Source organism: Paenibacillus selenitireducens (assembly GCF_002021565.1).
Classification (GTDB): domain Bacteria; phylum Bacillota; class Bacilli; order Paenibacillales; family Paenibacillaceae; genus Paenibacillus_K; species Paenibacillus_K selenitireducens.
Genome location: NZ_MSZX01000007.1, coordinates 71,313 through 98,039 on the forward strand (window position 1 = coordinate 71,313; position 26,727 = coordinate 98,039).

The following is a 26,727-nucleotide window of genomic DNA, read 5'->3' on the forward strand; positions in this document are numbered from 1 at the left end:
CCATGAGCGGTCCCATCTTTTAACAAGATTCTCGTGGTAGTATATGATAAGCTTGTACCTTTTATTTGTCTCTTTATTATAAATTTAAATATCCAACAGGATTTTTTGGAACTTCGTTCACACGAACCTCAAAGTGCAAGTGGTTTCCTGTCGATTGACCGGTACTTCCTACTTCGGCAATTTTCTGGCCCTTCTTCACTTCTTGTCCCTTATCGACCTTAATCCCGCCATCACGAATATGTCCGTACAACGTCCATAATCCATTACCATGGTTAATGATGACACAATTTCCGTATCCGCTAACCGATTGCGCTACGATAACAATACCGGCTTCCGCCGCATAGATCGGCGTTCCCTTTGGTGCAGCCATATCGAGTCCTGTATGCATCTTGCCTTTAACACCTGTTACTGGATGGACACGCGGTCCGAATCCAGAGGAAAGACGGAACGGTGATTTCAACGGCATCCCGAGCTTGCCGCCTTTATATTTCGATTTGAAGCTCTTTTGCTTCTCGATCAATCGAGCGCGTTCCTTCGCGAAAGCCATCAACTGCTTCTCTTGATCTTCGCTAATCTCTTCGCTCTCTTCAATCTGCTTCGTCAAGCTGGCAACCATGACTTCTTTTTGCTTTTCCTTGCTGTCCAATTCCTTCTTCGTTTGATCCATCTTCACGTAGAGGAACTTTACTTCTTTAAGATCCTGCTCTACTTGCTTTTTCTTCTCAATCACAAGGGCCTTATCGCGCTTGTTATCGGCAAGAATGTCCTTATCTTGACCTACAACAGACTTCAGCATATCCACGCGATCAAGGAAGTCGGAGAAACTTGTGGAATCCAGCAATACATCCAGATAGGATACAAATCCGTTCGTATACATGAGACGCAACCGAGCATCCAACAGTTGACTGCGTGATTCAACACGTTGCGTTGCTTCTTCCAGCTGCGTTGCTGCATCACGGAGTTTGTCTTCCGTCTGATCGATTTGTTGAGACGTCGTCATCATTTCTTTATTCACGTTATTGATTTTAGCCATAATATCATTAATCTCAGCAGCTGTCCGTTCCTTATCTGCTTTCGCTTCTTTTATCGTAGCTTGAGCCTGGCGTTGTTTCTTCTCCGCAGACTTCATCGCTTGCTGCAGCTTCTTCAGTTCTTGGTTCACCTTATCCAGTTCCGACACCGCATGGGTCTGCATTGGTTGAGCTACCGTAAATACAAGCCCTAACACCATCACCATTAACCATACTTTCTTCTTCAAAAGCCCTCGCCCTCCATTTTTTTCAGGTTCGCCTACACCAATGATGCTATACCTTTAAAAACTTACGGATCGAAACCGTGCTTCCCCACACGCCGATCATGACACCAAGACCCAGAATCACACCGCCTACTGACAAATAAATCTCTGGCAGCGGTACGAGCTTAATCAACATCAACCCTAATTCCACTTGCGTAAGCTTCACAAGTCGATCATACCCTGCGAACAGCAGACCAATCGTGACCCCAGAACCTAACAACCCGATGACCGCGCCTTCAATAAAAAATGGCCATCGTATGAAATGATTCGTCGCTCCTACAAGCTTCATGATGCTAATTTCACGGCGGCGAGCGAATATCGTCACTTTAATCGTATTGGAGATCAGGAACATGGACGTGATCGCAAGTCCTGCAACCACGATCAGACCGCCGTTACGAATCGTATTCGTTACTTTAAACATCTTCTCTACAGTGCCTTCGCCGTACTTCACCTTGGAAATGACTTTATCGGTCGTCGTCTGCTTCAAGGCTTCAATCTTCTTCGCCACATCCGGAATGGTGGTCGGTTCAACCACATCCACAACTAGCGTATCAGGCAATGGGTTCGTATCCTCCGTATAACCGGAGAGTAATTCCTTCCCGTCATCCCCTAAATTCTCGCGGAACAGCTTCATGCCTTCCTCTTTGGTAACCACCTGTACCTTGCTGACTTCCGGCATATTGCCGATCTGCGTATTCAGTTGGTCCCGCTGCTCTACGGTAGTGTTCGGCTCTAGGTAAACTTGGATTTGCACTTGGCTCTCCACCTGTCCTGCTAAGGCATTAATATTTAATGACAATAACAAGAACACGCCTAGAATAAATAAAGAAATAACAATCGAACTGACGGATGCAAAGGACATCCAGCCGTTACGCAAAACATTCTTAAACCCTTCTCGAAAATGACGGATGATTGTTCTAAAGGTCATAGCCGTAGTCACCTCGAATCTGGTCACGCACAATACTGCCGCTCTCGATCGCGATGACGCGCTTGCGAATCGTATTCACAATATCCTTGTTATGCGTAGCCATGATAATCGTCGTCCCGCGGAAATTAATTTCCTCCAGCAGGTTCATAATGCCCCAAGAGGTTTCCGGATCCAAGTTTCCTGTCGGCTCATCTGCTACGATGACAGAGGGATTGTTCACGATCGCTCTCGCTATCGAAATCCGCTGCTGCTCTCCCCCAGATAACTGCGCTGGCAGGCTGTTCGCTTTGGATTTGAGTCCAACAAGCTCCAGCACTTCATTGACACGGCGTTTGATTAACTTTCTTGGCGCCTCAATGGCTTCCATGGCAAAGGCGATATTCTCATATGCCGTCATATTCGGCAAAAGTCTAAAATCCTGAAATACGACGCCGATATTACGGCGGACATAAGGGATTTTGCGCTGCTTCAGTCTTCCTACGTTAAAGCCATTCACTGAAATCTGACCTTTGGTAGGAACTTCTTCTCTATAAATAAGCTTCATAAAAGTGGATTTACCGGCACCTGACGGCCCTACAATATACACGAAATCATTACGATCGATACGAACTGAGATTCCCTTAAGGGCATGTGTTCCGTCCGCATACGTCTTCCATACATCCTGCATTTCAATCACAATATCACTCCCGGAACAAAGTTAGCCCTTACATATTCGACATGTTACCCAAAAATCCTCTATTCGGATAGGATTTCCAACAAGATTTGCTCAATTTGTTACAAAAAAGTTACGATTTTTTCATATTTTGCGGGTACTGGTGCCAACCCCTTCGCTTGTCTTTCGAATTTGGATAGCTCGTGCTTATACGCAGATTGTCGGCATATACATGAGAGACAGTTGTTCAAAGACAAATTCGAGGTGAGCTTAAGACATGAAACGGATTCATATGTTATTTATCGTGGTGGCCTTCATTGCGCTTGTATGTGCGGGTTTATGGGGTTGGGTCTATACTTACGTTTCGCAGAAAACAATTCCAGATGGCATACGTATCGCGAATTGGGACATCGGCGGTATGAACATCGCGCAAGTCGAACAAGAGTGGAAGCAGCGTGTCGAACAATTACAAGGGGAGAAAATCACATTGCATATCCCTGCCCCCCATGCGATTTCCGAGTCGACAACATTCGAGCAGCTCGGCGTCTCGTTTCGGGATTCCGGACTCTTTGAAGATATCAAGAAGCTCTCCGAGGGCAGTCTGTGGGAGCGTGCCAAAACCCGGTACAACATGCCGAAGCAATGGGATTTAAACGTAACGTGGGATCCGAAACCTCTGGAGCAGAAATTCAATGCTTCCTGGGAAAAGCAGTACCTTGGCGTCTCCGTCAATGCCGTTCGTCTCATCAGTCCGAAGGATGAAGTGAGCTACATCCCGGATCAATCCGCCTATCGTATCGACTGGGAACGTACGAAGCAAAGCTTCCAGAAGCTGATCCCGCATGAATTTTCGAATGAGCCGAGGGCCGCACAGAACATGAACGTCACCTTGATCGAAAAAAAAGCTCGAATTACCCTAGAGTCGTTACAAGCCGAAGGCATTGATCGCAAAATCATCGAATTCACCACCAGCTTCACGACAAGCGCGACAGGACGCGCCTACAATGTGACGGCCGCCGCCAATACGCTGAATAATACGCTTTTGAAACCTGGCGATATATTCGATTACGCCAAGATCATTGCGGAGACCGAGAAAAAATACGGCTTCCGCGAAGCGCCGGTTATTTTCCAAGGGAAGCTGATCCCCGGCATTGGGGGCGGAATTTGCCAAGTATCCAGCACCTTATACAACGCCGTTCTTCGAACAGGCGTCAAGATCGTCGAGCGGCGCAACCACTCGCTGCCTGTAAGCTATCTGCCGATCGGGCAGGATGCAACCTTCTCAGAGGGGAATATCAATTTCCGTTTTCAGAATACAACGGGGAAATCACTCTTAATCCGTACAGAAGTCGCAGAGCGGAAATTAACCGTTAAATTATTCGGTACGATGGAGAAGAACATTCGCTACGATATCGAGTCCAATACCGTGAAAGTGCTGGAACCGGCCGTCAAATACGTCATCAACAATAGTCTCCCTGCAGGCTCACAAGAAGTTTTGTCCAACGGCAAGCAAGGCTTCATCGTTGAGACGTATCAAATTAAATCCAAGGACGGTCAGGTCATCGACAAGAAACGTATCTCCCGGGATACATACCAGCCTCAACCTATGCTCGTTGCCGTCAACAACACGGATGAGCTTGCACCGCAGAATAACACCAAGAAAGATCATTCGGAGGAGCTGATTCTAGAAGACGGTGTCGTTCAATAATCCATTCTTTAGCTGCCACATGATGGACACGCACGAAAAAGGGTAGTCCAGACTTCCTCCTTCGGGTTATAATGAAGTCCGTGTTTTCGAGCACTTCTATAATTCACATAATCATCGGATGAACACAAATTATAGGGTGCTGTCGGTGAGAAAGGCAGGGTATACAGCATGAAAGAACTGATCATGAAAGACCGCCCCTTCGGGGCGCGTGCGGAGGCCCCCATCCCCCGCGCACCGTGGACGAAAGGGATTACCAGTGTCGAGACCGTCGGAAGCGAAGCCACCGACGCCATTTACTTCCGATCGTTGGAACGGCAAGGCATCCGGTTAAATGAATCACAAATCGAAGCGGTCCGTCACGGGGATGGACCGCTATTAACCATTGCAGGTGCCGGCTCTGGGAAAACCTCCGTGCTTGTCAGCCGCACGGGGTATTTGATTACCGTACGGAAAGTGGCGCCGCGCAATATCCTGCTCGTGACTTTTACGAGTAAAGCCGCTGCGGAAATGAAATCCCGGATTGCGCGACTCCCAGGTCTGACGCCGCGTACCGCTGGTGAGGTACAAGCCCGAACGTTCCATGCCTTCTTTCTCATGATTTTGAAGCATCATGGGTATACGCAGCGTTTGTTAAGCGAGTCGCGCATTCAGCAGATCATGATGAAACGCATCCTAAGGGAGCTTGGATTACAGGCCTCCTTCGAGCCCGAGACGGTGCTCGCGCTGTTATCTTCCTATAAAATGAAATGCGTCTCATTGGACGAGCTCCCCGAGGATACTTTCGAAGAGCGTGATGTGAAAGCAGCGATGCTGCGTTATGAAGCATGGAAAAAAGAGACGCATCAGATGGATTTTGATGATGTCCTTGTGTTTGCCCATGAGCTGCTTCAAAGCAACAAGTCACTCCTGCTCTCGCTGCAGCGTAGGTTCCACTATGTCATGGCAGATGAATTTCAAGATACCAACCATCTGCAATATGTACTTTTACGCATGATCGTGGCGGGAAATCGCAATTTAATGGTCGTCGGTGATGATGATCAGACGATTTATACATTTAACGGGGCACAACATACATTCATTCTGAATTTCCATCTGGAATATCCAGAAACGAAAACCATTACACTCGACATTAACTATCGATCCAATGCCAACATCGTTGGGCTGGGCAATGCTGTCATCGTCCATAATGTGGAGCGCAAAGCCAAGACGCTGAAAGTGAGCGGCGAACAGCATCAAGCATGGGATGGGGATGAATTCACGCCGCAATATATTCGGCCAGGCGGCACAGATGAAGAAGCCGAGCAAATCGCTGGGCACATCCAACAACAAGTCACCTCAGAACACTGGAACTACCGCGACATTGCCATACTGCATCGGACCGCAAGCAGCAGCCGAGCCATGTTCGAACAGCTTGTACTGAGCGAAATGCCATTCGTGCAGTACGGTGCCGGATCTTTTTTCTATGATCAATGGCTGGTCAAACCCGTCATGGATCATCTGCGTCTTGCTCTGAATCCGAGGGACATGCAGGCCATTGAGAGCGCCGTAGCCGGTTTATATATACCAAGAGAAAACGGAGCAGCGTACATTCTGCGGGAGGATAAGAAAAAACCTAAAAAATATCCGTTGATTCACCTCCAAGATTGGCCTGACCTGAAGAGCTATCAGAAGGATTCCATCAAAGAACGGATTCGTCTGATTAAATCGCTAAAGGCGATGAAGCCCATCTACGCGATTCAAGAAATACGCCGGCAATTCTATGAAAAATATGTCGAAGTGCATGATGTGCACAAATGGACGCAACATAAAGAGACCTTGACTGAAACGTTAGACGAATTGGAAGCCGCCGCCAAACGATTCGATACGGTCGAAGAATTCATAACGTTCGTCGATACGATGGCGGCCAAACACGCCGAAATGACCGAACTGATGCACGATAAAAATGCCGATGCCATTACGCTCATGACCATCCATCGCTCCAAAGGGCTGGAGTTCCCTTGTGTCTATGTGATCGGCGCATCGGAAGGCATTCTCCCCCATAGTTCAGCCCTGCAAGCGGATCAAATGGAGGAGATTGGTCAAGAACCGAAGAAATCCGGAAGTCTCCGGATGCGGAAGCGCAGCAGTGAAGGTGAACGTGGTGCTGCAGGCGTGAAGTCGACATCGGGCAGCAGTCGTGTAGCTGTGGAAGCCAAGCCCGCTGCTGGCGCGGGCCGTGAAGATGCTGGCGCGGCGAAAGTGAACGCCGCGCTCGAAGAGGAGCGACGTCTCGCGTACGTCGCTGTCACCCGTGCGCAGGAGGAGCTGTACATCAGCTCCCCTGCGCACTACCGCGGCAAAAAAGCGGATGTCTCCCGCTTTTTTGCCGCCGCGTTCGGCGCTGACGACGCACAGCGTCAGCGCCGAACCGCCCCGCCCGCGCGCGCCATTGCTGTGCGCGCGGGCGGGGCCCGCATCGCCGCCACGAGCGGTGCGGCGATGCGGCGCGTCCATGCATGGCTGTGCATGGACGCGGGCTGCCCCGCTTGGATGCGCATCAGCCCAAGCGAGGCAGCGGACAGCGCGGCGAGCAAGGCGTGCCCGCTGTGCGGCAAACCGATGGAACGCGGGGAACGGAGCGTACCTGCCAGGGATTAGCATGCAGCCCAAGTGGAAGTCGTCTGCAATTTCTAGTACACTTAGGATGAGTATGAACGCGAAAGGAGCATCATCTGATGGCATTATTACCCACCCGTTCAGACAACCAAGCACTAGCAAGCTGCAGCAACATGCAGCACCTCCTCTGCAAGATCGAGCAATGGAACCAGGTTCCGACGCTATATCAGCTTGCGTTGCAAGAGCTCGATACCAAGATGAAAGTCATTGAAGCGGAATGGAAAATGCGCGACGGCTATTGTCCGATAGAACATACAAAAACCCGGATCAAAGAAATGAACAGCGTCATCAACAAATTGGAACGCAAAGGCTTTGACGTATCCATCGAGAACGCGATCACCAAGATTTACGATATTGCGGGCATGCGCATCGTGTGCGCCTTCGTCAATGACATCTATATGATTCTGGAGCATTTGAAGACACGCCATGATTTGCGGATTATCGAGATCAAAGACTATATCGCGAATCCGAAGCCCAACGGCTACCAAAGCCTCCATGTAATCGTACAGGTGCCGCTGATCCTATACGAAGACACCGTCTGGATTTCTGTCGAGATCCAGCTTCGCACGCTGGCGATGGATTTCTGGGCGAGCATGGAGCATATTATCTATTACAAATACGATAAAGAAGTGCCGCCGCATGTCATTCAGGAATTAACTCGCGTAGCATTGGCCGCAGATGATCTGGATAAGAAAATGTACGCCTTGCGAAAAGAAGTTCAATCCTACGATGTTCCTGCGCTGACGGAAGCAAGTGCCGCAGCTGCAACAGACAAAGAAGAAGATAAGCCCTTAACGATGCGGGATCTTTTCCTAGATATGTCGTAAGGGAATATAGCATAGAAATGTGGAGGTTCTCCATACTAACCCTATAGAGAGGGGGGAGAATCTCCATGGCGAAACAACAAGGACATGCACGCAAGAACACAACGACCCGCACGAAAGATCGCAAGAACGGCGGTCAAGGCAACAGCTAGTTCAAAACCCTATACACGCAACAACGGCTCGAACGCTTCTCCAAAAGAGAATAACGTTCGAGCCGTTTCTTTCTTAGCTTATGCTTTAATCGTACCTGTATCATCGAAGTATTCTTCTAACGTTACGCCTTGACTCGCAATATCCTTCGCGGTCTCGATTCCAACATAACGCACATGCCAAGGCTCATAGAGATATCCAGTAATATCCTCTTTCCCTTCCAGATATCGGATCACAAAACCATAATCCGCCGCATGCTCCGCGAGCCATTTCCCTTCGTCTGTCTGACTGAAGGATTGTTCTAAGCCAAAGTTTGCGCTTTGACTCGATACGTCCATCGCTAGTCCTGTCTGATGTTCGCTTTTCCCTGGTTCTGCGCTGAATTTCTCCGCATGTTCTCTGCCGTTGCGCTGTACGCTGCTATTGAACACAGTAACTTGGCGTTTATATGAGCGGTAACCTGACACCGCGAACAAGTCATATCCATCATCCTTCGCGCCTGCGAACAAACTCTCCAATGCTTCTGCCGCTTCTTTGCGCATCAAACGCTTCTCAACCTTCTCGTTGAACGAGAACTTCACGTTCGGTTCCACTAAATCAGACGGTTCATATCCATCCGGCAGCGCACGCTGCTTGTTCACAACCACCGCAACCGAATCCTGATTTGTGACCACCTCTTTATCGCCATCCTGTTGAATGGTCTTGCTTAACGCATATTGCTGGGCAATGGTCGCCTGTTCCTTTTCCCCTGCTCCCTGCTCTGCATTGGTATCCGAGTCCGCTTGCACCGTGCCCACAATATCGTTTCCTTTACATGCCGACAAACTTATCATTAATATGATCGCAAGTGACAATACATAACGTTTCTTGACGTTTTTCATCCGATTCTCCCTTACCATGTGACCTGATCCTTGTAGAATTAAGTATAGTATAGTCGCAAAAGAAGGGCAATCTGAAGCTTCATTCCAGTTCCAAATAGAATCATTCGTTGACAGCGCTCGGCAACGCGCCTACAATACTGACTATTACCAAAAATCAGGAAAAACATGTCATAAGACTAGAAAAGGAGCCAAAGCCGACTCATGTCAGAGCCCAAAGTGAATTATGCCAGCCAGACCGTGTTTTCGGTCATCTTCGCGGTGTGTTTCGTACATTTATTGAACGACACCGTACAAGCGGTCATCCCGTCGATCTATCCCATTCTGAAATCATCTTTACATCTTTCTTACACCCAAATCGGCTTAATCGGATTTGCGCTGAGCGGAACCGCCTCCATCTTACAGCCCTTGATTGGGCTCTATACCGACCGCAAGCCACTGCCTTACCTGCTTCCGATCGGCGTATTTTTTACGTTGGCTGGTATCGTTAGTGTAGCTTACGCGAATCATTTCCTTATGGTCATGCTTGCGGTCGTACTCATAGGTATTGGATCCGCCATCTTCCATCCCGAATCGTCTCGCGTAGCTTACTTGGCTGCCGGAACGCGTAAAGGATTAGCGCAATCCATCTTCCAATTTGGCGGCAACATCGGTCAAGCGCTGGCTCCGCTGATGACGATCCTTGTCTTCATTCGACTGGGGCAACGAGGAGCGATTTGGTTCTCATTTGTCGCAATCCTCGCCATATTCGTTCAGTTTTTCGTGGCGAGATGGTACGCCCGATTCCTGCAGCATGTGAAAATGGATCGCCAAAAAGCGCCTAAAGTTCAGAAGGCGAATCCCTTGGCCCGGAATGCGACGGCATTTGCCATCTTCATCCTAATGCTTCTATTGTTCTCGAAGAATGTCTACCAAGCCGCGATTTCGAATTATTATTCGTTCTATTTGATGGATCACTTTCACGTCACGTTAAGTACGGCACAGATTGTGTTATTCGTATTTTTGATTTCCAATGTTGTAGGGCTTTTAATCGGCGGCGCGTTAGCCGACCGTTTTGGGCGACGGAATATTATCTGGTTCTCGATTCTAGGTACAGCGCCTTTCTCTATCGCATTGCCGTATGCGAATTTTGCGGTATCGATTGCGCTGCTCGTCATTGTCGGACTCATCCTTTCCTCAGCCTTCTCGATTATCGTTGTCTATGCCCATGAATTGCTACCAGGCAAAGTAGGCCTTGTCTCCGGGATCTTTTTTGGGATTTCCTTCGGACTAGGCGGCATCGGAACGGCCTTTCTCGGGAACCTTGCAGATTCGACCGGCATTCCTTTCATTATGCAGATTACTTCCTACTTGCCCTTGCTCGGATTATTAACCGTGTTCTTGCCATCCGATAAGAAGTTACATCCTTCCACATGAGACCATCGAAAGTTACTGGAAAAGCTGTCGTCCGCACTTTACAATAAACGTATAGAATTACTCGCTTAGACATTAAAGAAAGAAGGGCTTCACGATGCAGAACGATTCAATCGCCAAACCGGTATCGATGGAAGATATCATCTTGGCACACCACATGTTGAAAAATGTTATTTCACGAACGCCGCTCCAGCATGACGTGAAATTATCGGAGAAATATGATTGCAACGTCTATATCAAACGTGAAGATCTTCAGATTGTCCGGTCCTTTAAAATTCGCGGCGCCTATAATCTGATTCGCAGCTTGTCCGAATCCGAGCTTGCCCAAGGTATTGTTTGTGCGAGCGCAGGAAACCATGCACAGGGCGTCGCTTTCTCCTGTAACGCCCTTCAAATTAAGGGCAAAATCTTCATGCCGAGTACAACCCCTCGCCAGAAGATCACCCAAGTCAACCGATTTGGCGGCGACTATGTCGAAGTCATCCTTACAGGTGATACTTATGATGATGCTTATGAAGCCGCGATGAAGACATGCCGTGAGCAAGGCATGCGCTTTGTTCATCCGTTCGATGATCCGAAGATTATTGCGGGGAACGGAACCGTCGGCATGGAAATTTTCGAGAAGCTCGATACGCCTGCAGATTATTTATTCGTAACGATTGGCGGTGGCGGGTTAGCCGCGGGGGTTGGGACATATGTCAAAGCCGTTAGCCCGGCTACGCATATCATCGGGGTGGAACCGCTTGGAGCGGCATCGATGCGTGAATCCATCGACCGCAATGAAGTGGTGCCGCTGACGAACATCGATAAATTCGTAGACGGCGCTGCCGTAAAACGTGTCGGGGACTTGACCTTCAGCTTGTGTAAGGATTTGCTGGACGATATCGTGCTCGTTCCTGAAGGCAAGGCTTGTACAGCCATTCTGGATCTGTATAACGAAAATGCGATTGTGGTTGAACCGGCTGGAGCACTCCCTATTGCTGCGTTGGATTATTACCAGGAACAAATTCGCGGTAAGACGGTCGTCTGCGTCATTAGCGGCGGGAACAATGACATCGACCGTATGCAGGAAATAAAAGAGCGCTCCTTGATCTTTGAAGGATTGAAGCATTATTTTGTCGTCAATTTCCCGCAGCGTGCCGGCGCTTTGCGCGAGTTCCTTGACGAGGTGCTGGGGCCGAACGACGATATTACGCGCTTCGAATACACGAAGAAGAACGATAAGAACAATGGTCCTGCCCTCGTGGGAATTGAGCTGAAACACCGTGAAGATTATGACGGGTTAATCGCTCGAATGACCAAACGCGGGATCAGCTATAACGAAGTCAACAACGATCCGGTCTTATTTAATTTGTTGATTTGATGAATTAATGTTCTTATTCCGCAACGGATAGATATAAAAGAAAATCAGTCCTATGAGAAGCGCTAGAATCGGAATGCCGCTTAACATCCAGCGAATACCCGCTTCTACGCTCTCCGGCTGATTCGCCCCATCCGCCATATACCCGCTCCGTTCCAATACCACGCCCATCACCACCGCTTGAAGGGATACGCCCCATCGCACGATAAACCCATTCATCCCGTAATACATCCCTTCCCGACGTTCTCCGGTTCGACGTTCATCCTCATCGATGACTTCGGCAAGCATCACATCTAATAACACCATCAGCCCCGCTAACACGGCACCGAGCGCAACGACCGTTGCAATCGCCCCCGGCAAATGCCCGACCCACATGAAAGGTACCAATGCGGCTCCCAGTAATCCTGTCGTCCATAAAGCAATGTTACGCGTCCCCCATCTGGCAATCCCGCGGCTCCACGGATAGATGAATACGATCGCAATGATAAATATGGTGCCGAGCAGGACCGTATTGAACGTCTCTGCTTCCCGCAGCACATATTTCGTGAAGAATGGGATGGCCGCTGGGAGTAGTGCGAAGCAGAACTGCACGCAGAAGCTGCCGAGCACATAACGAACGAAGGCTTGATTGGCAAAGGTATGCCGAATGGCTTGCGTGACGTTGAACTTCACCCCGTTGACTTCTGCTCGTTCTTCCGATCCCGACCAAGCAATGACGAAGAAGACGATGGATAACACGCCGAAAGATATTCCCATGCTGGCCCACCCCACAGAAGTATAGAGCAATGGAGGAATCGCGACACCTACAATCATCCCGATAATCCCGAATAATTGCCGCCAGAAGGAAGCGGTCGCCCGTTCCTTCAGCGTCATGAACATCTCTGGGAACAAGGCCGTCCAGTTCAGGATCAACACGACTGCGGCAATATCGTAGAGCAGCACGGTGATCAGAAAGTACCAGAACAAGCTCTCTCCTTCAACGAACGGCATCCAGATCAGCGTAAAGGCAATAAGCGCAGGAAGCATAGCCGCGATCATATATGGCTTACGGCGACCCCATCTGGATTTCGTCCGATCCGATATATGCCCGACAATCGGATTCGTTACAGCACTTACAATGCCATGGAAGACCATCGCTAGGCTAATCAGTCCAGGTCGTACACCGAGATGGTCAACATAGAAGAAAACCGCATATGTGGCGAACATCTGTGAGATCAGATTGACGGGGAAATTGCCGCTGCTATAAGCCAGGGTTTGCCATAGGGATAACGTACGTTTGGCCACAAGACACCACTCCTTTAGCTTTGTCGTTGGGCTATCATTAAGTCCCTCCATGTGATCCTATGAATATGTTCCTGTGCGAGCACTTGCTTGATCTTCTCGTCACGGAACAACTTCGCTTCCATGCCGCGTTTCTGGGCATGAGGCATAATGCCTTGGAGCTCATCGGTGACGTAAGCTGGATGAATGATCATCTCGGATACGCCTGGACGAAGGTTCCGCAGGATGTCTGCCATTTGCAATCGGACATTCATGTAGGTATCCCCTTCAAGATAAGCGTACGGCAAGGAGACGAGATCATCGATCATGAATACGCCCAACTCATCGGCTAATTGGATCCGGGCTTTCGCCATTTGCACGATTTCCGATGGGTAGACATCCTCTTCAATCCGTCTTGGCAAGCGAAGCGGCAGGCGATATCTTGCGCAGGCTTCAATGACAATCTCCAGGAAATCTCGACCTGTCGCCAGCCCATACAGGCTCCCCATATGGACATCGATATGCGTGGGAGTAATGCCTAGCGCAATGCCCTGCTCAATCTGAGCGTACACTTCCTTGCGTACATCTTCCGGATCTGCCTGCACTTCGAACGTCTTGCAATCCTCTGGAAAATAAAGCCCTCCCACGAGCAATGACGGTACGGGATGCTGCCGGGAAACCGCTCCCCACTTATACCCCTCCCATTCACTTGTAAACGTGAGATGAATCCCGATATCCAACTGCGGGTTCGCTTGACTGAATGCAGCCGCCTGCTTCGCCCAAGGGCAAGGCACCATTACGGTTGCAGATGAAATAGCTCCTTCAAGCAGCAACTTCTCAATGGCGGCATTCGCGGACTGGCACATGCCAAAATCATCAGCATTCACGATTAATAACTTATCTTCTGCGGTATACCCTAATTTCTCAGCTAACATGTTCGACGAACCTCCTTCCTCTCTCTACGCTCAATTTATGAGACAACATGACCAGAATATGCGTCCAATTGAACTGAAACAGCACCTCCTGAACACGGAGGTGCTGTGAAATACGTCTTTTATAGCGCTGGTGGTGCTGTGGTCGATAAGATCCCCGCGATAATAAATACCAGGATGGCCATAGCCAACTCCAATCGTATACTCCATTGCCATACGCGGAGCATGTTTGCTTCTGGTTTATCCTGCTGACGCTGTAAGTACGGCAAGACCACTTGGCGTTGTACGCCGGCCAATACCAGTGCAAGCAGGAAGAATCCTATTTTCCATAAGAGCGTCTGTCCGTAACCGGACTGGAATAAGGCTTGCCATGATCCTATCCGCAGGATCGCGAGAAGAAGTCCCGTAACGGTCACAGCTATTACGAGCGGCAAGGCTAGATTCGAGAATCGCCGTAGAAGCTGCTGAACCGACGTGATCTTGCTTGAATCTTGCGGTAAACGCCAGGCAACCAGACTTAAGCCCGCAAGTCCCCCCAGCCATACGGCTGCCATGACCAGATGCAGGACGTCCGTCAGCATGGATAACGTACGCATGGACTCCGTGGCCCATGAATGCCCTGTGAATGCAAAGGTGAGGGCAAGACCGGATAAGATGGCTGCTTGCAGCCCTAGCCGCAACCCTGTAGACCGCTCGTTCAAGAAGGTAATACAGAATAGAACAAGAAGCAGGATTGGACGTACCCATGCTACGGTCCCAATCACCGTAGAACGCAGCAAGACCCCTGCGTTATGCCATGCTGCAGCATCCAAGCTTTGACTTGCATTCAATTGAATGCCGATTTGCAATAGATGCCCCAGTCCCGTTAACACTAGGACGATACATCCCGCAAGGTAAACGACGCGATCTGTTCCCACCGCGAATACGCGATGTAAGACAGGATGCCCCAAGGAACGGTCCCACAGGAAAGAACGAAAATACCACAGTCCGCCTATGACCGATACCAGCAATACTTCAATGACACGCAAGAACTTGTTCCAATCGATCGCTTGGCCCGTGGAACCCATCGCATGATGCATATGATCCATATGATCCTTGTCCATGTCACCCATATCCATTCCGCTCATGTCATGGTCCATTTTTGTCGCGGAAGAAGTAGATTTCCCCGCAACAGAAGATGAGGTTGCAACGGCAACGGATTTCATGGTTGGCCGTGTCTTATCCTTGTCCTTCCCGCCATCCTTCTGATCCCCACCCTCGAGACCAGATGTCGCATTTGCACGCTCCGATACGCTTTTCGGGGCCGTCAACGCATCCTTCGTTGTGGATATTGGAGTACTGCTTTTGGGTGTAAATGACGACGAATCGACGGCGCTTGCAGGGGATGGGACGGACGAAGTATTCTTATCCGTCTTCACTCCTTCCTTCCCTCCCGCCGCGGAGGTGGACTCCTTGGACTCTGCAGTATTCCCCTTCTTCGAGTTGAAACTCGAAGAAGAAGGGGTACTTGATGTTTTCGAGGACCCCTGATTGGAGTTGGCTGTCGTTCTCTTGCCTCCTTCCTTCGGTATCGCAGTCCCCGTGGATGTCGATGCAGCCCCTGGCGTTCCTACCGCAGAAGAACCCGCATCTCCGTCGAGAGAGATCGTCTCATGCGGACGAACCGCTTCCAGCTTCTCGCCTACCGCGAATCGGAAGGACCCCTCAGTGACATGGGTATCCACCGATAGAACCTGCCATTTGACTTTGTAGATTCCATCCTTCAGCGCGGCTTTGGGCGTGATGACGAGGGTCTTATCCCCGTCCGTCGATAGCTTCACGGCTACCGCTGCCCCGGCATCTGTCGATAGACTCGCATTGCTTAAGTCTCCATTAATCCCCTCCGTATAGGTAATCTGGATCGAAGCCGGCGCGTTCGTTAATTCGGATTCCGCTGCTGGCGTAGAACGCTGTATTTGGGCATGGGCGAACATCAAATTCGGGAATGCCAACACCGCAAATATTAATCCGATCATCCAACAAAAGTTTATTTTTTTAGTCATCTAGCTATCACCTCAAAAATGGCGGAAAGAGCCGCCATATCTTCCCGACGACTCTTCCTGCATTTTTTATTTTGTGTATATAAGTACCGCCGCGCGTAATTCACCCACAGCATTGAGAACTTCCACATGTGCCTCTGCTTTCTCAGCTGACGCACGAAGGGCAACAAGTCCCGTACCTTCGAAATCGGCTTGAACATGATCGCGAATGAACGAAGCGTCGACCATGGTAACGCCATTATTCACCGTGATTCCTTTCGCGTCAACCGATTTACCGTTCACATAAACCGTTGGAGCGCCGCTCGCTTTGCCTGAAACCGTCGTCGTTCCATTCTGCACGATAAACGTCATCGTCGCTTCATAACTTACGCTGTCGTATTGGCCTGCTACTTTTTCATCGGTCGATGGTTTGGCCCGGACCAAATAATAATCCGCTGCGCCAGTCTGGAACGTAATCATCCCGTTGCTGTCGGTCTTAAGCTTCTGCGCTTCGGACGTACTGCGGCGAATAACGGACACTTCCGTATCGGCTAGAGGTTTGTCTTTTAATAATAACTGAATTTGCACTTGCTTGTCCGGCGTGATTGCGGCTGGATTGAATTGAGGTACTAGCTCGGCACGATCCGTCGTCACATGCGCGCTGAACCCCTTTAAATTCTGCACGCGTTGTGCCAAAGGAATATCCGCAATGGCGACGAACGATTTCGCACTGCGCAGCGTACGGCTGGAAACATCCGCGCTTTTGAAGATACTATCCCCTTCTGCCGAAATAATATAGGCACCTGGTGCAGACGAGGAGAACTTGGTTACGAACTCATTGTTAATTCCTGCGTTTGCGTCTTCTTTTTCCTCACCGGTATAGAAAATCGTGGATGTAATGTCCGCTTTCTTCCCAGCTGGTGTCGTAACATATACTTTTGTTGTGTCTGTACTCCACTTTCCTGCAATCCGGTAACTTGCGTGCTCGTTGGAATGGTTCCCTAACATCAGGTCCACATAACTAACTTCCCCGGATGCGACGACAGGCGAATTCGTCTGTGACCAACCGTCATGGGCTGATGCAGGTACTGCAAATGCGGCTAGTAATAAGGTCGACATGGCTAAAGCTGCGAATTTCTTTTTCAACTAGAATTCCCCCATATTTCGAAATGAACTTATGTATTACAGGTGTTAATTCAAGCGTACATCGATCTAGTTGTGACGAATATCACCCAATCGGGCTATTATTGTTAATAACTTGTGACAAGTTGCACGCAAAAAGAGCCTACCCCTTTCTAAGAAAGAGTAAGGCTCTTCGTCTAATGGTCGTAATGCATTGCCCTTGGTTACAAGTAAAAAAGAGCCACCCAGAATTATAGAAATCTGAATAGCTCTTGTTATGAGATTACCGGAACAATGTGCCATTGCCTAGTAAAAATGTCACTGCAGGTTTGTCTTTCCTTCGTCCTCACTCAATGCATCGATTTCGATCCACGGGTTAGCAGGCTCGTGACAATCAAAGAGATCAACAAAATCATGACCGAGCATACCATTTGTGTAATCTGTAGAATGGGGCCTATCGTGATGACATCGTCAAAAACCCAGTTCAGAACCAAAAATAAAATTCTGAGCGTAGCCAGAAAGACGAAAATTTGAATGACACCTCTTTTGATCTTTTGTTTCACGGAATCACCTGACTTCGTTTCATACTTACCGCTGCATATTATCTTTTACGAAATTCAGGGCGGAGAGGTTGCAGCATTTTCCATGCAAAAAAACGAACACCTTTGAAGTGCCAGCCATGACGTGGTAGGATCTCGTGCCGAATCATTTTCTTTTCGTCTTCAAATGTCTTACACATACCATAATCAAGATCGTAATCATGAGCAATATCATGGTATTCATCTTACCCCCACCGGTAGATATCCAGTTACCCAAATATACGATAAGAGCCAGAAGGAGAACCAACGCTAAGAACTGAGCACTGCGACGCTCGGGCTCTTTGGAGCGCTTGTAGATAAGCAAGATGATTCCTATCGCAATAACTGCGTAAAAAGAAATGAATAACATGACAATGAACAGATAAACCCAGGGAAACATGTTGCCACCTCCTATGTAAGGATAACCCATTTTCCCTTTATTTCCAATTAAGGTTTTTATCGTGTTTCGTCCTCAAGACCTTACGCTTCCACTTTCATTCCGCTCCCCAGTAAGGTTGGCGATACGCGACGGAACATCATATAACACAGGAACCCGCCAAAAATCACGATCATTCCCCCGCCAGCTACAAGTGCTTGAATCGGCAGAACTTCATAGATCCACCCTGTCGTTAGCAGCGCAAAGGTCATAAAGCCCATCATGGCGGTCTGGAACGTCATACCGACGCGTCCCTGATATTCGTAGGACACTTTCGTCTGCATTAAAGTTGCCATCCCGATATTTAGCGCAATCTGCCCGAGGCTAAAAATAACCAGCCCGCCGGCCGTCACGATAAAGAGCGGATAAATAACCATCGCGCTTAGCCCGAGCCCCATGACCATCATCCCCCAAGACACGAAATGGTCTGTTCGTATCTTCAGCTTCTGCACGAGGAACGTGCTGCACAACATACCTACCCCTTGCGCAGAGGCGAGTACAGCCACCATCGTCTTCGGCAACCCTAAGAAGTCTGTTACGATGAATACCTCTAGCACTTGGATCACACCGCCTCCGAATCCGACGAAAACAGCACCGAACAGGATGGGGCGGACGATCGGATGTTGGAAGGAGTATTGCAGCCCCTGTTTGAGCTCCTCCCAGACCGCACGCATTCCCTGCTTTTTCTCTATGCTCACATCGGCCTCGGATTCGATGACCTTAACGGTGTAGATCAACCAAGCGCTCACAACGAACAACAAAGTGGTAATCGCGAAGGTCCATGCCCCGCCAATAAACATATAGATGGACGTACCCACCAAGGGTCCCATCATGATCATGACACTTAAAGATAGTTGGCGCAGGCTAGCCGCTGTTTTGCGATCCTCTTCCAGCACGAACTGCATAATGAAAGAACTGCCTGGTGCACGAAAGAATAAAGTACCTATCGCCGACAAGAATGCTGCCGCAAAGATAAGCCACAATAATTGGAACCACACCGCGACGAAAAACACGCCCATAATGATCGCACGGAACAGATTCGCGCCCGCAATCGTCCGCTTCCGATGCCATCGATCCGCGATCACCCCAATAATCGGACCGAACAGGAAGATGGGTGCATATTCAGCGAACATGGTTGCCGATAAGGCCATCGCCGAGCCCGAGAACAACTCCAATACGATATACATGACCGCCATGTTCCGCAGCCAATCCCCTAATTCGGAGAACCATGTCCCCATCCAATACCTGAGAAATAAAGGATTGCGTTTTAAAAAATCAAGCATACCTATCAGCTCCCCTACTCCGGATTATTTGGCAAAGGCCGTCATGACAAATCGAACATACTGCACATCATCCCCTGCAGGGTCCCCTAATTGATCCCATTTATTCAAAAGCTGCTCCAGCTCTTGATAGAACAGATCTTGCTTTTCTTTGCTCAAATAGAAGGAATTCGAACGCATCAGCGGATTTTTCTGCTCTACCGGAAGACCCTGCTTCTTCCGATCTTCGACTGCATCCAAGGCTTCAAGGAACGCCTCCTGATATTCGGACAAAAACGATTTCACAACCAGATGCTTACCGCTTTTCTCGCCTTCCTCCCGATGCGGCTCATCTTGGAGCGCAATACGGAAGCCCTTTGCGATGGGCAAATAGTACTTCTCGATGATGCCGCCTTTTTCTTTCGTCTCCGTCTGAACGAGCAGCCCCACCTTGGCAAGCTCTCGAACATGATAATGCGTCTTCGAAGCAGGCAATCCTAATTCGTCCGCGAGCTGCTTGGAGGTACGGGGCTTTTCATCGTCAAAAATAGCAAGAATCTTCATCCGCAGCTTGTTCGAGATCACCTTCGCCTGCGCATAAGATGTAATTTCGTAAATATTTTCATCCACAGAAAACACCTCAAATTATCAATAAAATTAGGTCAATCAGCTTTTCCTGATCGAACAATAAAAGTATATCGACTCACCCTCCAGATTGTCAATATGCGATGGCCTGCACAAATCAGAAATACAAAAAACAGCACCCTAGCCTCGGCCATCGGTGCTGTTGCTCCATGTTCTATGCATGTGATCATCTTCGTATTTAGTCCTTTACTATAAGTCCGAATAAAGCTGCAAATACAGGGGCCTGCTCGGGCGCTATAATACAACCTTTGAGATCATCTGCTTCGGCAGAAATCGTTAAGAACTGACAGCCGCTTAAATCGATACCTGCTAATTTGGTACCGGATAGCTGAGCTTGCTCCAGAATGGAGTCGTTGAAGTATACCTGCTGCAAGGTTGTGTTATAGAGATCAGCACTCACGAAGGAACTGCCCGCTAGTATCACCTGCTTCATATTGATATACCGAAAATTCGCATAATCGACCAAGCAGTGATCGACCTTCACATTGCGCAGCATCGCCCCGCTCAGATTCGTACCAATCAATTTGCAATTCCGGAACTCCGTTCGATGGATAATGGCATCACTCAAGTCTGCGTTAGATAAATCACAATTTTCAAAGATAATATCGGTCAGCTCGATATTCTGGAGAGACACATTTTGGAAGACCACATTTCGGAAGATCACTTGATCGAATACCAATTTCGCGGCTTCTTGATCCGCTACTTTACAGTCACTAATTACGCCCAGCTCATAGACATCTTGAGACTCCAGCCACGTTCCCAACGTCAGATCCGGCAGCCCTTGCGGAACGCGGGGAGCATCGATTTTCTGTTTTGCCATAGAACTCACCTCGATATGTAGAATAGATAATCTAGCCATTATACCAAAAAAACTGATCCCGGTATCGTACCGAGATCAGTTCAAAACCACTAGTTATTTACTTATGCAACGGTAATACTCACCTTACCGCCGTCCGCTTGGTCTGCGACCTGAATGAGCAGCTCTTGGCAGGCCTCATCCCACGCCCAGCCAGCTTCTCCAGCCATAAGTTCATCGATCGAGCGATGGTTGAGACCACTCACGCCGCTCGGCACGAAGCTCGGCTGACGGAGTGTGAAGCGCAGCTGTTCACGTGCAGGTTGATACTTCCCTTGACGATCATAGCTCCAGCTTAATTGAACGGTATCTGCATTCCCTTCAACGTTCAACGATAACTCCGAGCATGTGCCTTGACGATAATCAAAGCTGACACCGTCATCTTCGTACAAGGAATACGATGCCTTGAAATCTGCTGAAGCAGCAGCCCCGTAAATGTGGAGCGTTACAGCATCATTAGCTGGGTCATCCGCACTTTGCTTCAAAGTACCTTCTGCAAGAATTCCTCCTGCTCTGACATACATCGGCATAATCTCAATCGGTGCATGCGCAAGGATATGACGTCCGCCTTCATGCGCTTCGCCCGTCCAATAATCGATCCATGTACCTGCCGGTAAATAGACGACGCGATGGTCCGTATCCGGGCGGTAGACTGGAGCGATCAACAGATCCTCCCCAAGCAAGAACTGGTCACTAAGATTGCTCACATTCGGATCCGTCGGGTATTCCAACACGAGTGGACGAAGGATCGGCAATCCTTGCTTCGCTGCGACTTGGAAGAGGTTATATAGATGCGGCATGAACCGGTAACGCAATCCAATGTATTCACGTACAATTTCTTCAGTCTTCTCGCCAAAGGACCATGGCTCCTGACGTACCGTACCCATCGCAGAGTGATTCCGGCAATAAGGGAAGAATGCGCCCATTTGTGTCCAACGGGCAAGTAATTCACCAGAAGCATGATGCGCGAATCCGCCGATATCCGGGCCAGCAAAAGGAATACCCGACAAGCCCATGTTCATGACCATCGGCATTGCCAGTGCCATGTGCTCCCAGAAGCTGCGATTGTCGCCTGTCCATACAGCAGCATACCGTTGAATCCCTGCATAACCTGCACGAGTCAGCACGAATGGACGATGCCCATCCAATTGACCGGTTAATCCCTCATATGTCGCTTTGGACATCAACATGCCGTACAAATTGTGCAGCTCCTCATGTGTTAACGGCTTCCCATTATTCCCGTGCATCGCATCCAGATCCATCGTCTTGCTCTCATTGAACAAGGCCGGCTCGTTCATATCGTTCCAGATGCCCTCGATGCCTAGTTCGGTATAGTAACGATGAAGTCCGCCCCACCACGCAGATGTGCGATCTTCCGTAAAATCAGGAAATGCACTAATCCCAGGCCATACTTCACCGAAGAAAATATCTCCTTCCAGCTTCCGGACAAAGTGGTTCTCGCGAACACCTTCTTGATACACGCTATATTTCGCATCCTTCTTCACACCGGGGTCGACAATCGGAATAATGCGAATGCCCATCGACTTCAGTTCCTCCATCATGCCTTTCGGATCCGGGAAACGCACAGGATCGAACGTAAATACGCGGTACTCATCCATGTAATGAATATCTAGGTAAATGACGTCGCAAGGAATTTGCTTCGCTCGGAACGTCCGTGCAAGCTCAAGCACTTCCTGTTGATCCATATAGCTGTAACGGGATTGATGATAACCAATGGCCCATTTCGGCGGAAGCTCGATCCGTCCAGTTAACGCGGTATATCGAGATACCACATCTTTCAAATGAGGTCCGTTAATAAAATACAAATCGTAAGCTCCTGTTCCGCAGCCCACCGTAAATGCCTCTCCATGCGTACGCATATCGAATTCCGTCCGTCCCGGATTATCGAGGAATAATCCATAGCTGTATTCCCCTAGCATATGAATTAAGAGCGGGATGGATTCGTAGAGCGCCTCGATTTCGGGCACATGCGGCGCATACACGTCGGTATTCCAGTTCGTGTAACGCTCGCCGCGTTTATCCAAGAAGCTTGTTTTCTCACCAAGACCATAGAAATGCGAGTCTTCCGGCATCACATAGGACGCTTGAATTTCGCCGCGCGGGTTCCAGCTTACTTGATTCTGGCGCGTAATCACGCGGCCTGCTAGATCCTCAAGAGAGAAGCTGAACGTTCTCTTGTCTAGCACCAATTGTACAGCGGAGGTGCGAAATCTCAAGCTGTCATCCTTCTCTTCCGTAATGACTTGAACCGAACCTACTTGCGGCAGCACTGCTACCGTCGTCGATAGATCTACTTGATCGCCATGAAACAATTTGATTCGGACCACGTCGTCCGTGAGAAATACGATGGCTGCGTTTGCTTTTTCACCCCGGCAAATATAAGCATCCCCATCTTGCTGTAATCCGATAAATGCACCTACCGTCTTCCATAATGCTTGTACATCGGTTACTCCGAATTTATCAGGACGTATCGCTGCGCTTCCTTCCATATCCAATCCCTCCCATGTTGTTATGAAAAGAGGCGTCTTCCGTGAACCGGAATGCGCCTCTTCCTTGCTCTATCTTTTACATCATTTCAGGTTTATCTTTATTTCGTTTTCAAGCTATCCCATGCTTTTTGCAAGTCTTCGAGCAGGCGGTTCGCATCTGATTTTCCTGCAATATAGGCTTGCATTTGATTGGCGAACTCGTTCATGCCGCCATCAGGGAATTTCATGAAGTTCCAGCTTAATGCTTTGCCTTCTTGGCTGTATTTCACAACTTCTGCACCCAAATCACCTAGATCTTCAGTTGTTGCTTTAACGCTCTTGAAGGCAGGGATAAATTTGAATTCTTTGGTCATGTACTGCTTACCGATATCGGATGTTGCAAGCCAATTTAAGAATTCTTTCGCTTCTTCTTTGACAGCGGAGTTCTTGTTCACAACCCAGTTATTCGGAACGCCGATTAACAATTTGCCGTTTTCTTCTGCGTTATCATTGATTGGCATAGGTAGGATTCCAACGTTCAAGTTCTTATTAATGCCGTCAATTTGTACTTGTGTCCAGTTCCCTTGCTGCGTCATTGCCGCTTCACCGTTCGCAAACATCGTCATTTCGGTGTTATAGTCTGTCGTTAAAGGATTTTTGTTGCCGTATTTCAATGTCAGATCAAGCAACTTCGTCCACTCTTGGAATACCGGGTTACCAGGAATTTTCTCTGTTCCATCATTCAGCCCTTTAATAAAGGCATCTGGATCTTTTTGATGTGCAAATGCCACGTTGAAGTTGTGCAGACCTAGAATCCATAGCTCTTGGTATCCATTCGCAAATGGCGTAACCCCGATCGCTTGTAATTTTTTCGCTGCATCTTCCAACTGCGTTAATGTTGTAGGGATTTCCGTAATGCCTGCTTTCGCGAATAAATCTTTATTGTATACAAAGCCGTAACCTTCCAAGTTCATCGGTTGACCGTAAATTTTACCGTCTTTGGTCATAGGCTCTTTCGCTACATCAATCACGTCAGACACCCATGGTTGATCCGATAAATCCTCTAAGTTCGGGAGCCACGTAGTCAACTCGCTATAACCGCCGTTATTGAAAATATCCGGTTCGTCGCCCGAAGCAAACTTCGCTTTCAAGCCTGCGCCATAATCTGCACCGCCGCCTACCGTCTGAATATCCAGCTTAATGCCTGGGTGGGACTTCTCATATTCACCTTTCAAGCGGTTCAAGGCTTCAGCAATTTCAACCTTAAATTGATAAATTTTTATCGTTTTTGTCCCTGTCGTTGTGCCGCTGCCTTTCGATTCACTGCTGGAGCTATCCGAAGATTTTGCGCCGCAAGCGGATAGAACAACGGATAATGCAAGCAGCATAACGAGCGAAAGCTTAGTGAATTTTTTCATGGTGGTGCCTCCCTTTTAAATGCTCTATGAATTTTACCTTGAAAACGTTTACTTCTTCATTGTAGACAGTCTGGAATTGCGATTGTAGGTAGAATATTGATGTAATAGGTCGACGGATGTGACCTACTTAGCCCTTTACCGCACCAGCTGTAATCCCCTCAATGATATATTTCTGCATGGAAAGGAAGAATACGATGACAGGCAATATGCCCATCACAAGCGCTGGCAGCGCCAAGTCCCACTGCTTCGTGTACTGTCCGAAGAACGCAAATGTAGCAATCGGAATCGTCCGTAAATCCTGCGATTGCAGCATCAGAGACGGCAGCAAATAGTCATTCCAAATCCAAAGTGTATTCAATATAAATACAGTTACAAGCATCGGCTTCATCAGCGGGAGTACAACGCGGAAGAACACGCCATAAGCATTCGATCCGTCTACAGTCGCTGCCTCTTCAATCTCAAGCGGAATCGACTTCACGAAGCCATGGAATAGGAAGACCGACATCGGTACCCCGAAGCCTAAATAGCATACAATCAACCCGGGAATACTATTCATCAACCCCAACGTGCTTGTTACCTTCACAAGCGGGATCATGATCGATTGAAAAGGAACAACCATAGCCGCTACGAAAAGTACGAATAACACGCGATTGAACTTTGAATCCCGTCGCACCATTTTATAAGCAGCCATTGCACTGATCAGTACCAACAATACATTACTTGCAATCGTAATGACAGCCGAGTTCAGAAAAGCCTCAGGGAATCTCGTAATCTCAAAAGCACGGGCGTAGTTGCCCCATTCGATTGACTTCGGTAGACTGGCTGCACTCGTAAGCAGGTCGCCGAAGGATTTTACCGAGTTCACGAATAGGAAATAGAACGGAACCAAGAAGAGAAGGCCCACCAAGAGCATAATCACTTCGGTGATAATCGTGCCTGCGCGATAATTTTTGGTGACATCCATTAGGCTTCAACCTCCTTGCTTTTCGTAAACTTCACTTGAAGACTTGTAATGACAGCAACAATGACGAAGAAGATAATGGCTTTCGCAGTTCCTAGACCGTAACGGTTTTTGGAGAATGCTTCGTTGTAAATATTCATCGCCACGGATTCTGTAGAGCCGAATGGTCCGCCTTTCGTTAAGGACAAGTTCAGATCGAACATTTTGAAAGACCACGAAATAGCGAGGAACAGACATACGGTTGCTGCTGGCATAATTAACGGAATGATGATCGTACGCAGAACTTGTAATCTGCTCGCACCGTCAATTTCTGCAGCTTCCAGAATATCTTTGGGCACATTATTCAAAGACGAGATATAGATGACCATCAGATAACCTGCCGTCTGCCATACGAAGACGATAATAATGGCCCAGAACGCTGTATTCTCTGTACCGAGCCAAGGCAAGTTAAAGAAAGATAAGCCGGTTGCACTGCCGATCGCCGAGAACCCTTTGACGAAGATGAACTGCCAGATAAATCCGAGCAAAAGTCCACCAATAACGTTCGGCATAAAGAATATCGTCCGCAAGAAATTCCGGGTCTTTAGCGGCTTCGTCAAGAAGTAAGCCAGGAAAAAACCGAGTACATTCGTAAGCACAACACCTAGAACGGTGAATTTTGCCGTGAACCAGAACGAATCTCGGAAAGTACTATCATGCATAAAAATTTGTTTATAATTATCAAATCCGACCCATGACACCTCGCCGGATACCCCGTTCCAATTCGTGAATGAGTAATACAATCCAAGCAGGAACGGAACTACGATAATAAGGATGAAAAATAGGATAGCAGGTCCCACGAAGACGATCTGCTGGGCCATTTGTGATGTTTTTTTGCGATTCATCCCGATC

At 48.5% G+C, this 26,727-nt stretch carries 21 protein-coding genes; 5 read left to right on the plus strand and 16 right to left on the minus strand.

Annotation, left to right across the window (positions count from 1 at the left end; all coding sequences use genetic code 11):
- Nucleotides 1–76: 76 nt before the first annotated feature.
- Genes BVG16_RS18010 through ftsE form a run of 3 tightly spaced genes read right to left on the minus strand, consistent with a single transcriptional unit; the run spans nt 77 to nt 2,898 of the window.
- The gene (locus tag BVG16_RS18010; RefSeq protein WP_078500264.1) at nt 77–1,258 is read right to left on the minus strand and encodes a murein hydrolase activator EnvC family protein; all 1,182 of its coding nucleotides are present in this window, start codon (nt 1,256–1,258) and stop codon (nt 77–79) included.
- A 46-nt stretch (nt 1,259–1,304) separates the two neighbouring features.
- Nucleotides 1,305–2,222, minus strand: a complete 918-nt coding sequence (gene ftsX, locus BVG16_RS18015) for a permease-like cell division protein FtsX (protein WP_078500265.1) — start codon at nt 2,220–2,222, stop codon at nt 1,305–1,307.
- The gene (ftsE, locus tag BVG16_RS18020; protein ID WP_078500266.1) at nt 2,212–2,898 is read right to left on the minus strand and encodes a cell division ATP-binding protein FtsE; all 687 of its coding nucleotides are present in this window, start codon (nt 2,896–2,898) and stop codon (nt 2,212–2,214) included. The genes ftsX and ftsE overlap by 11 nt, the downstream gene beginning before the upstream one ends.
- A gap of 253 nt (nt 2,899–3,151) precedes the next feature.
- Here ftsE and BVG16_RS18025 point away from each other — a divergent pair, with 253 nt between their 5' ends.
- From BVG16_RS18025 to BVG16_RS18035, 3 genes are all read left to right on the plus strand, one after another.
- Nucleotides 3,152–4,582, plus strand: coding sequence for a VanW family protein (locus BVG16_RS18025; RefSeq protein ID WP_078500267.1), 1,431 nt, complete (start codon nt 3,152–3,154; stop codon nt 4,580–4,582).
- Nucleotides 4,583–4,750: 168 nt separating this feature from the next.
- Nucleotides 4,751–7,219, plus strand: coding sequence for a UvrD-helicase domain-containing protein (locus BVG16_RS18030; RefSeq protein WP_078500268.1), 2,469 nt, complete (start codon nt 4,751–4,753; stop codon nt 7,217–7,219).
- 77 nt (nt 7,220–7,296) lie between these two features.
- Nucleotides 7,297–8,064 carry a GTP pyrophosphokinase gene (locus tag BVG16_RS18035; RefSeq protein ID WP_078500269.1) on the plus strand — a complete coding sequence of 256 codons (768 nt, stop codon included), beginning with the start codon at nt 7,297–7,299 and terminating at the stop codon, nt 8,062–8,064.
- 227 nt (nt 8,065–8,291) lie between these two features.
- On the opposite strand, the gene BVG16_RS18040 is transcribed toward BVG16_RS18035, so the two are convergent.
- A complete protein-coding gene (locus BVG16_RS18040) occupies nt 8,292–9,092 on the minus strand; it encodes a M15 family metallopeptidase (protein WP_078500270.1) in 801 nt (266 codons plus the stop codon).
- Between the two features lie 201 nt (nt 9,093–9,293).
- Between BVG16_RS18040 and BVG16_RS18045 the strand changes: the two genes are divergently transcribed.
- Both BVG16_RS18045 and ilvA read left to right on the plus strand, forming a co-directional pair.
- A complete protein-coding gene (locus BVG16_RS18045) occupies nt 9,294–10,505 on the plus strand; it encodes an MFS transporter (protein ID WP_078500271.1) in 1,212 nt (403 codons plus the stop codon).
- Between the two features lie 94 nt (nt 10,506–10,599).
- Nucleotides 10,600–11,865, plus strand: a complete 1,266-nt coding sequence (gene ilvA, locus BVG16_RS18050) for a threonine ammonia-lyase IlvA (RefSeq protein WP_078500273.1) — start codon at nt 10,600–10,602, stop codon at nt 11,863–11,865.
- Here ilvA and BVG16_RS18055 read toward each other — a convergent pair.
- The 12 genes from BVG16_RS18055 to BVG16_RS18115 all read right to left on the minus strand — a co-directional run bounded on the left by BVG16_RS18055 (nt 11,845) and on the right by BVG16_RS18115 (nt 26,720).
- Complete coding sequence (locus BVG16_RS18055) at nt 11,845–13,146, minus strand: MFS transporter (RefSeq protein WP_233147082.1); 1,302 nt, start codon at nt 13,144–13,146, stop codon at nt 11,845–11,847. The genes ilvA and BVG16_RS18055 overlap by 21 nt on opposite strands.
- 14 nt (nt 13,147–13,160) lie before the next feature.
- Nucleotides 13,161–14,057, minus strand: a complete 897-nt coding sequence (locus BVG16_RS18060) for a polysaccharide deacetylase family protein (RefSeq protein WP_078500276.1) — start codon at nt 14,055–14,057, stop codon at nt 13,161–13,163.
- A 119-nt stretch (nt 14,058–14,176) separates the two neighbouring features.
- Nucleotides 14,177–16,096 (minus strand): copper resistance CopC/CopD family protein, encoded by a 1,920-nt coding sequence (locus tag BVG16_RS18065; RefSeq protein WP_078500278.1) that lies wholly within the window; start codon nt 16,094–16,096, stop codon nt 14,177–14,179.
- A gap of 66 nt (nt 16,097–16,162) precedes the next feature.
- Nucleotides 16,163–17,218, minus strand: coding sequence for a DUF4198 domain-containing protein (locus BVG16_RS18070; RefSeq protein ID WP_078500280.1), 1,056 nt, complete (start codon nt 17,216–17,218; stop codon nt 16,163–16,165).
- A gap of 681 nt (nt 17,219–17,899) precedes the next feature.
- Nucleotides 17,900–18,172, minus strand: a complete 273-nt coding sequence (locus BVG16_RS18080) for a hypothetical protein (protein ID WP_078500284.1) — start codon at nt 18,170–18,172, stop codon at nt 17,900–17,902.
- Nucleotides 18,173–18,252: 80 nt separating this feature from the next.
- Nucleotides 18,253–19,491 (minus strand): MFS transporter, encoded by a 1,239-nt coding sequence (locus BVG16_RS18085; RefSeq protein WP_078500286.1) that lies wholly within the window; start codon nt 19,489–19,491, stop codon nt 18,253–18,255.
- 24 nt (nt 19,492–19,515) lie between these two features.
- Nucleotides 19,516–20,097 carry an ArsR/SmtB family transcription factor gene (locus BVG16_RS18090; protein ID WP_078500287.1) on the minus strand — a complete coding sequence of 194 codons (582 nt, stop codon included), beginning with the start codon at nt 20,095–20,097 and terminating at the stop codon, nt 19,516–19,518.
- A gap of 193 nt (nt 20,098–20,290) precedes the next feature.
- Nucleotides 20,291–20,932 (minus strand): pentapeptide repeat-containing protein, encoded by a 642-nt coding sequence (locus tag BVG16_RS18095; RefSeq protein ID WP_078500289.1) that lies wholly within the window; start codon nt 20,930–20,932, stop codon nt 20,291–20,293.
- Between the two features lie 101 nt (nt 20,933–21,033).
- Nucleotides 21,034–23,478, minus strand: coding sequence for a glycoside hydrolase family 31 protein (locus BVG16_RS18100; RefSeq protein WP_078500291.1), 2,445 nt, complete (start codon nt 23,476–23,478; stop codon nt 21,034–21,036).
- A 98-nt stretch (nt 23,479–23,576) separates the two neighbouring features.
- Nucleotides 23,577–24,875, minus strand: a complete 1,299-nt coding sequence (locus tag BVG16_RS18105) for an ABC transporter substrate-binding protein (protein WP_078500293.1) — start codon at nt 24,873–24,875, stop codon at nt 23,577–23,579.
- A gap of 127 nt (nt 24,876–25,002) precedes the next feature.
- Entirely contained in the window at nt 25,003–25,839 is an 837-nt protein-coding gene (locus tag BVG16_RS18110) for a carbohydrate ABC transporter permease (RefSeq protein ID WP_078500294.1), read from the minus strand.
- Nucleotides 25,839–26,720: a carbohydrate ABC transporter permease gene (locus BVG16_RS18115; protein WP_078500295.1), complete on the minus strand. Its 882-nt coding sequence runs from the start codon at nt 26,718–26,720 to the stop codon at nt 25,839–25,841. Before BVG16_RS18115 ends, BVG16_RS18110 begins: the two co-directional genes overlap by 1 nt.
- Nucleotides 26,721–26,727: the final 7 nt, after the last annotated feature.

Excerpts from the sequence above, each read along its gene's own strand:
- BVG16_RS18040 (WP_078500270.1), bottom strand. The coding sequence starts at position 9,092 with ATGAAAAACGTCAAGAAACGTTATGTATTGTCACTTGCGATCATATTA.
- BVG16_RS18115 (WP_078500295.1), bottom strand. The coding sequence starts at position 26,720 with ATGAATCGCAAAAAAACATCACAAATGGCCCAGCAGATCGTCTTCGTG.
- BVG16_RS18065 (WP_078500278.1), bottom strand. The coding sequence starts at position 16,096 with ATGACTAAAAAAATAAACTTTTGTTGGATGATCGGATTAATATTTGCG.
- BVG16_RS18045 (WP_078500271.1), top strand. The coding sequence starts at position 9,294 with ATGTCAGAGCCCAAAGTGAATTATGCCAGCCAGACCGTGTTTTCGGTC.
- BVG16_RS18100 (WP_078500291.1), bottom strand. The coding sequence starts at position 23,478 with ATGGAAGGAAGCGCAGCGATACGTCCTGATAAATTCGGAGTAACCGAT.
- BVG16_RS18035 (WP_078500269.1), top strand. The coding sequence starts at position 7,297 with ATGGCATTATTACCCACCCGTTCAGACAACCAAGCACTAGCAAGCTGC.
- BVG16_RS18030 (WP_078500268.1), top strand. The coding sequence starts at position 4,751 with ATGAAAGAACTGATCATGAAAGACCGCCCCTTCGGGGCGCGTGCGGAG.
- BVG16_RS18025 (WP_078500267.1), top strand. The coding sequence starts at position 3,152 with ATGAAACGGATTCATATGTTATTTATCGTGGTGGCCTTCATTGCGCTT.
- ftsX (WP_078500265.1), bottom strand. The coding sequence starts at position 2,222 with ATGACCTTTAGAACAATCATCCGTCATTTTCGAGAAGGGTTTAAGAAT.
- BVG16_RS18060 (WP_078500276.1), bottom strand. The coding sequence starts at position 14,057 with ATGTTAGCTGAGAAATTAGGGTATACCGCAGAAGATAAGTTATTAATC.
- BVG16_RS18080 (WP_078500284.1), bottom strand. The coding sequence starts at position 18,172 with ATGTTTCCCTGGGTTTATCTGTTCATTGTCATGTTATTCATTTCTTTT.
- BVG16_RS18095 (WP_078500289.1), bottom strand. The coding sequence starts at position 20,932 with ATGGCAAAACAGAAAATCGATGCTCCCCGCGTTCCGCAAGGGCTGCCG.
- BVG16_RS18085 (WP_078500286.1), bottom strand. The coding sequence starts at position 19,491 with ATGCTTGATTTTTTAAAACGCAATCCTTTATTTCTCAGGTATTGGATG.
- BVG16_RS18105 (WP_078500293.1), bottom strand. The coding sequence starts at position 24,875 with ATGAAAAAATTCACTAAGCTTTCGCTCGTTATGCTGCTTGCATTATCC.
- BVG16_RS18110 (WP_078500294.1), bottom strand. The coding sequence starts at position 25,839 with ATGGATGTCACCAAAAATTATCGCGCAGGCACGATTATCACCGAAGTG.
- ilvA (WP_078500273.1), top strand. The coding sequence starts at position 10,600 with ATGCAGAACGATTCAATCGCCAAACCGGTATCGATGGAAGATATCATC.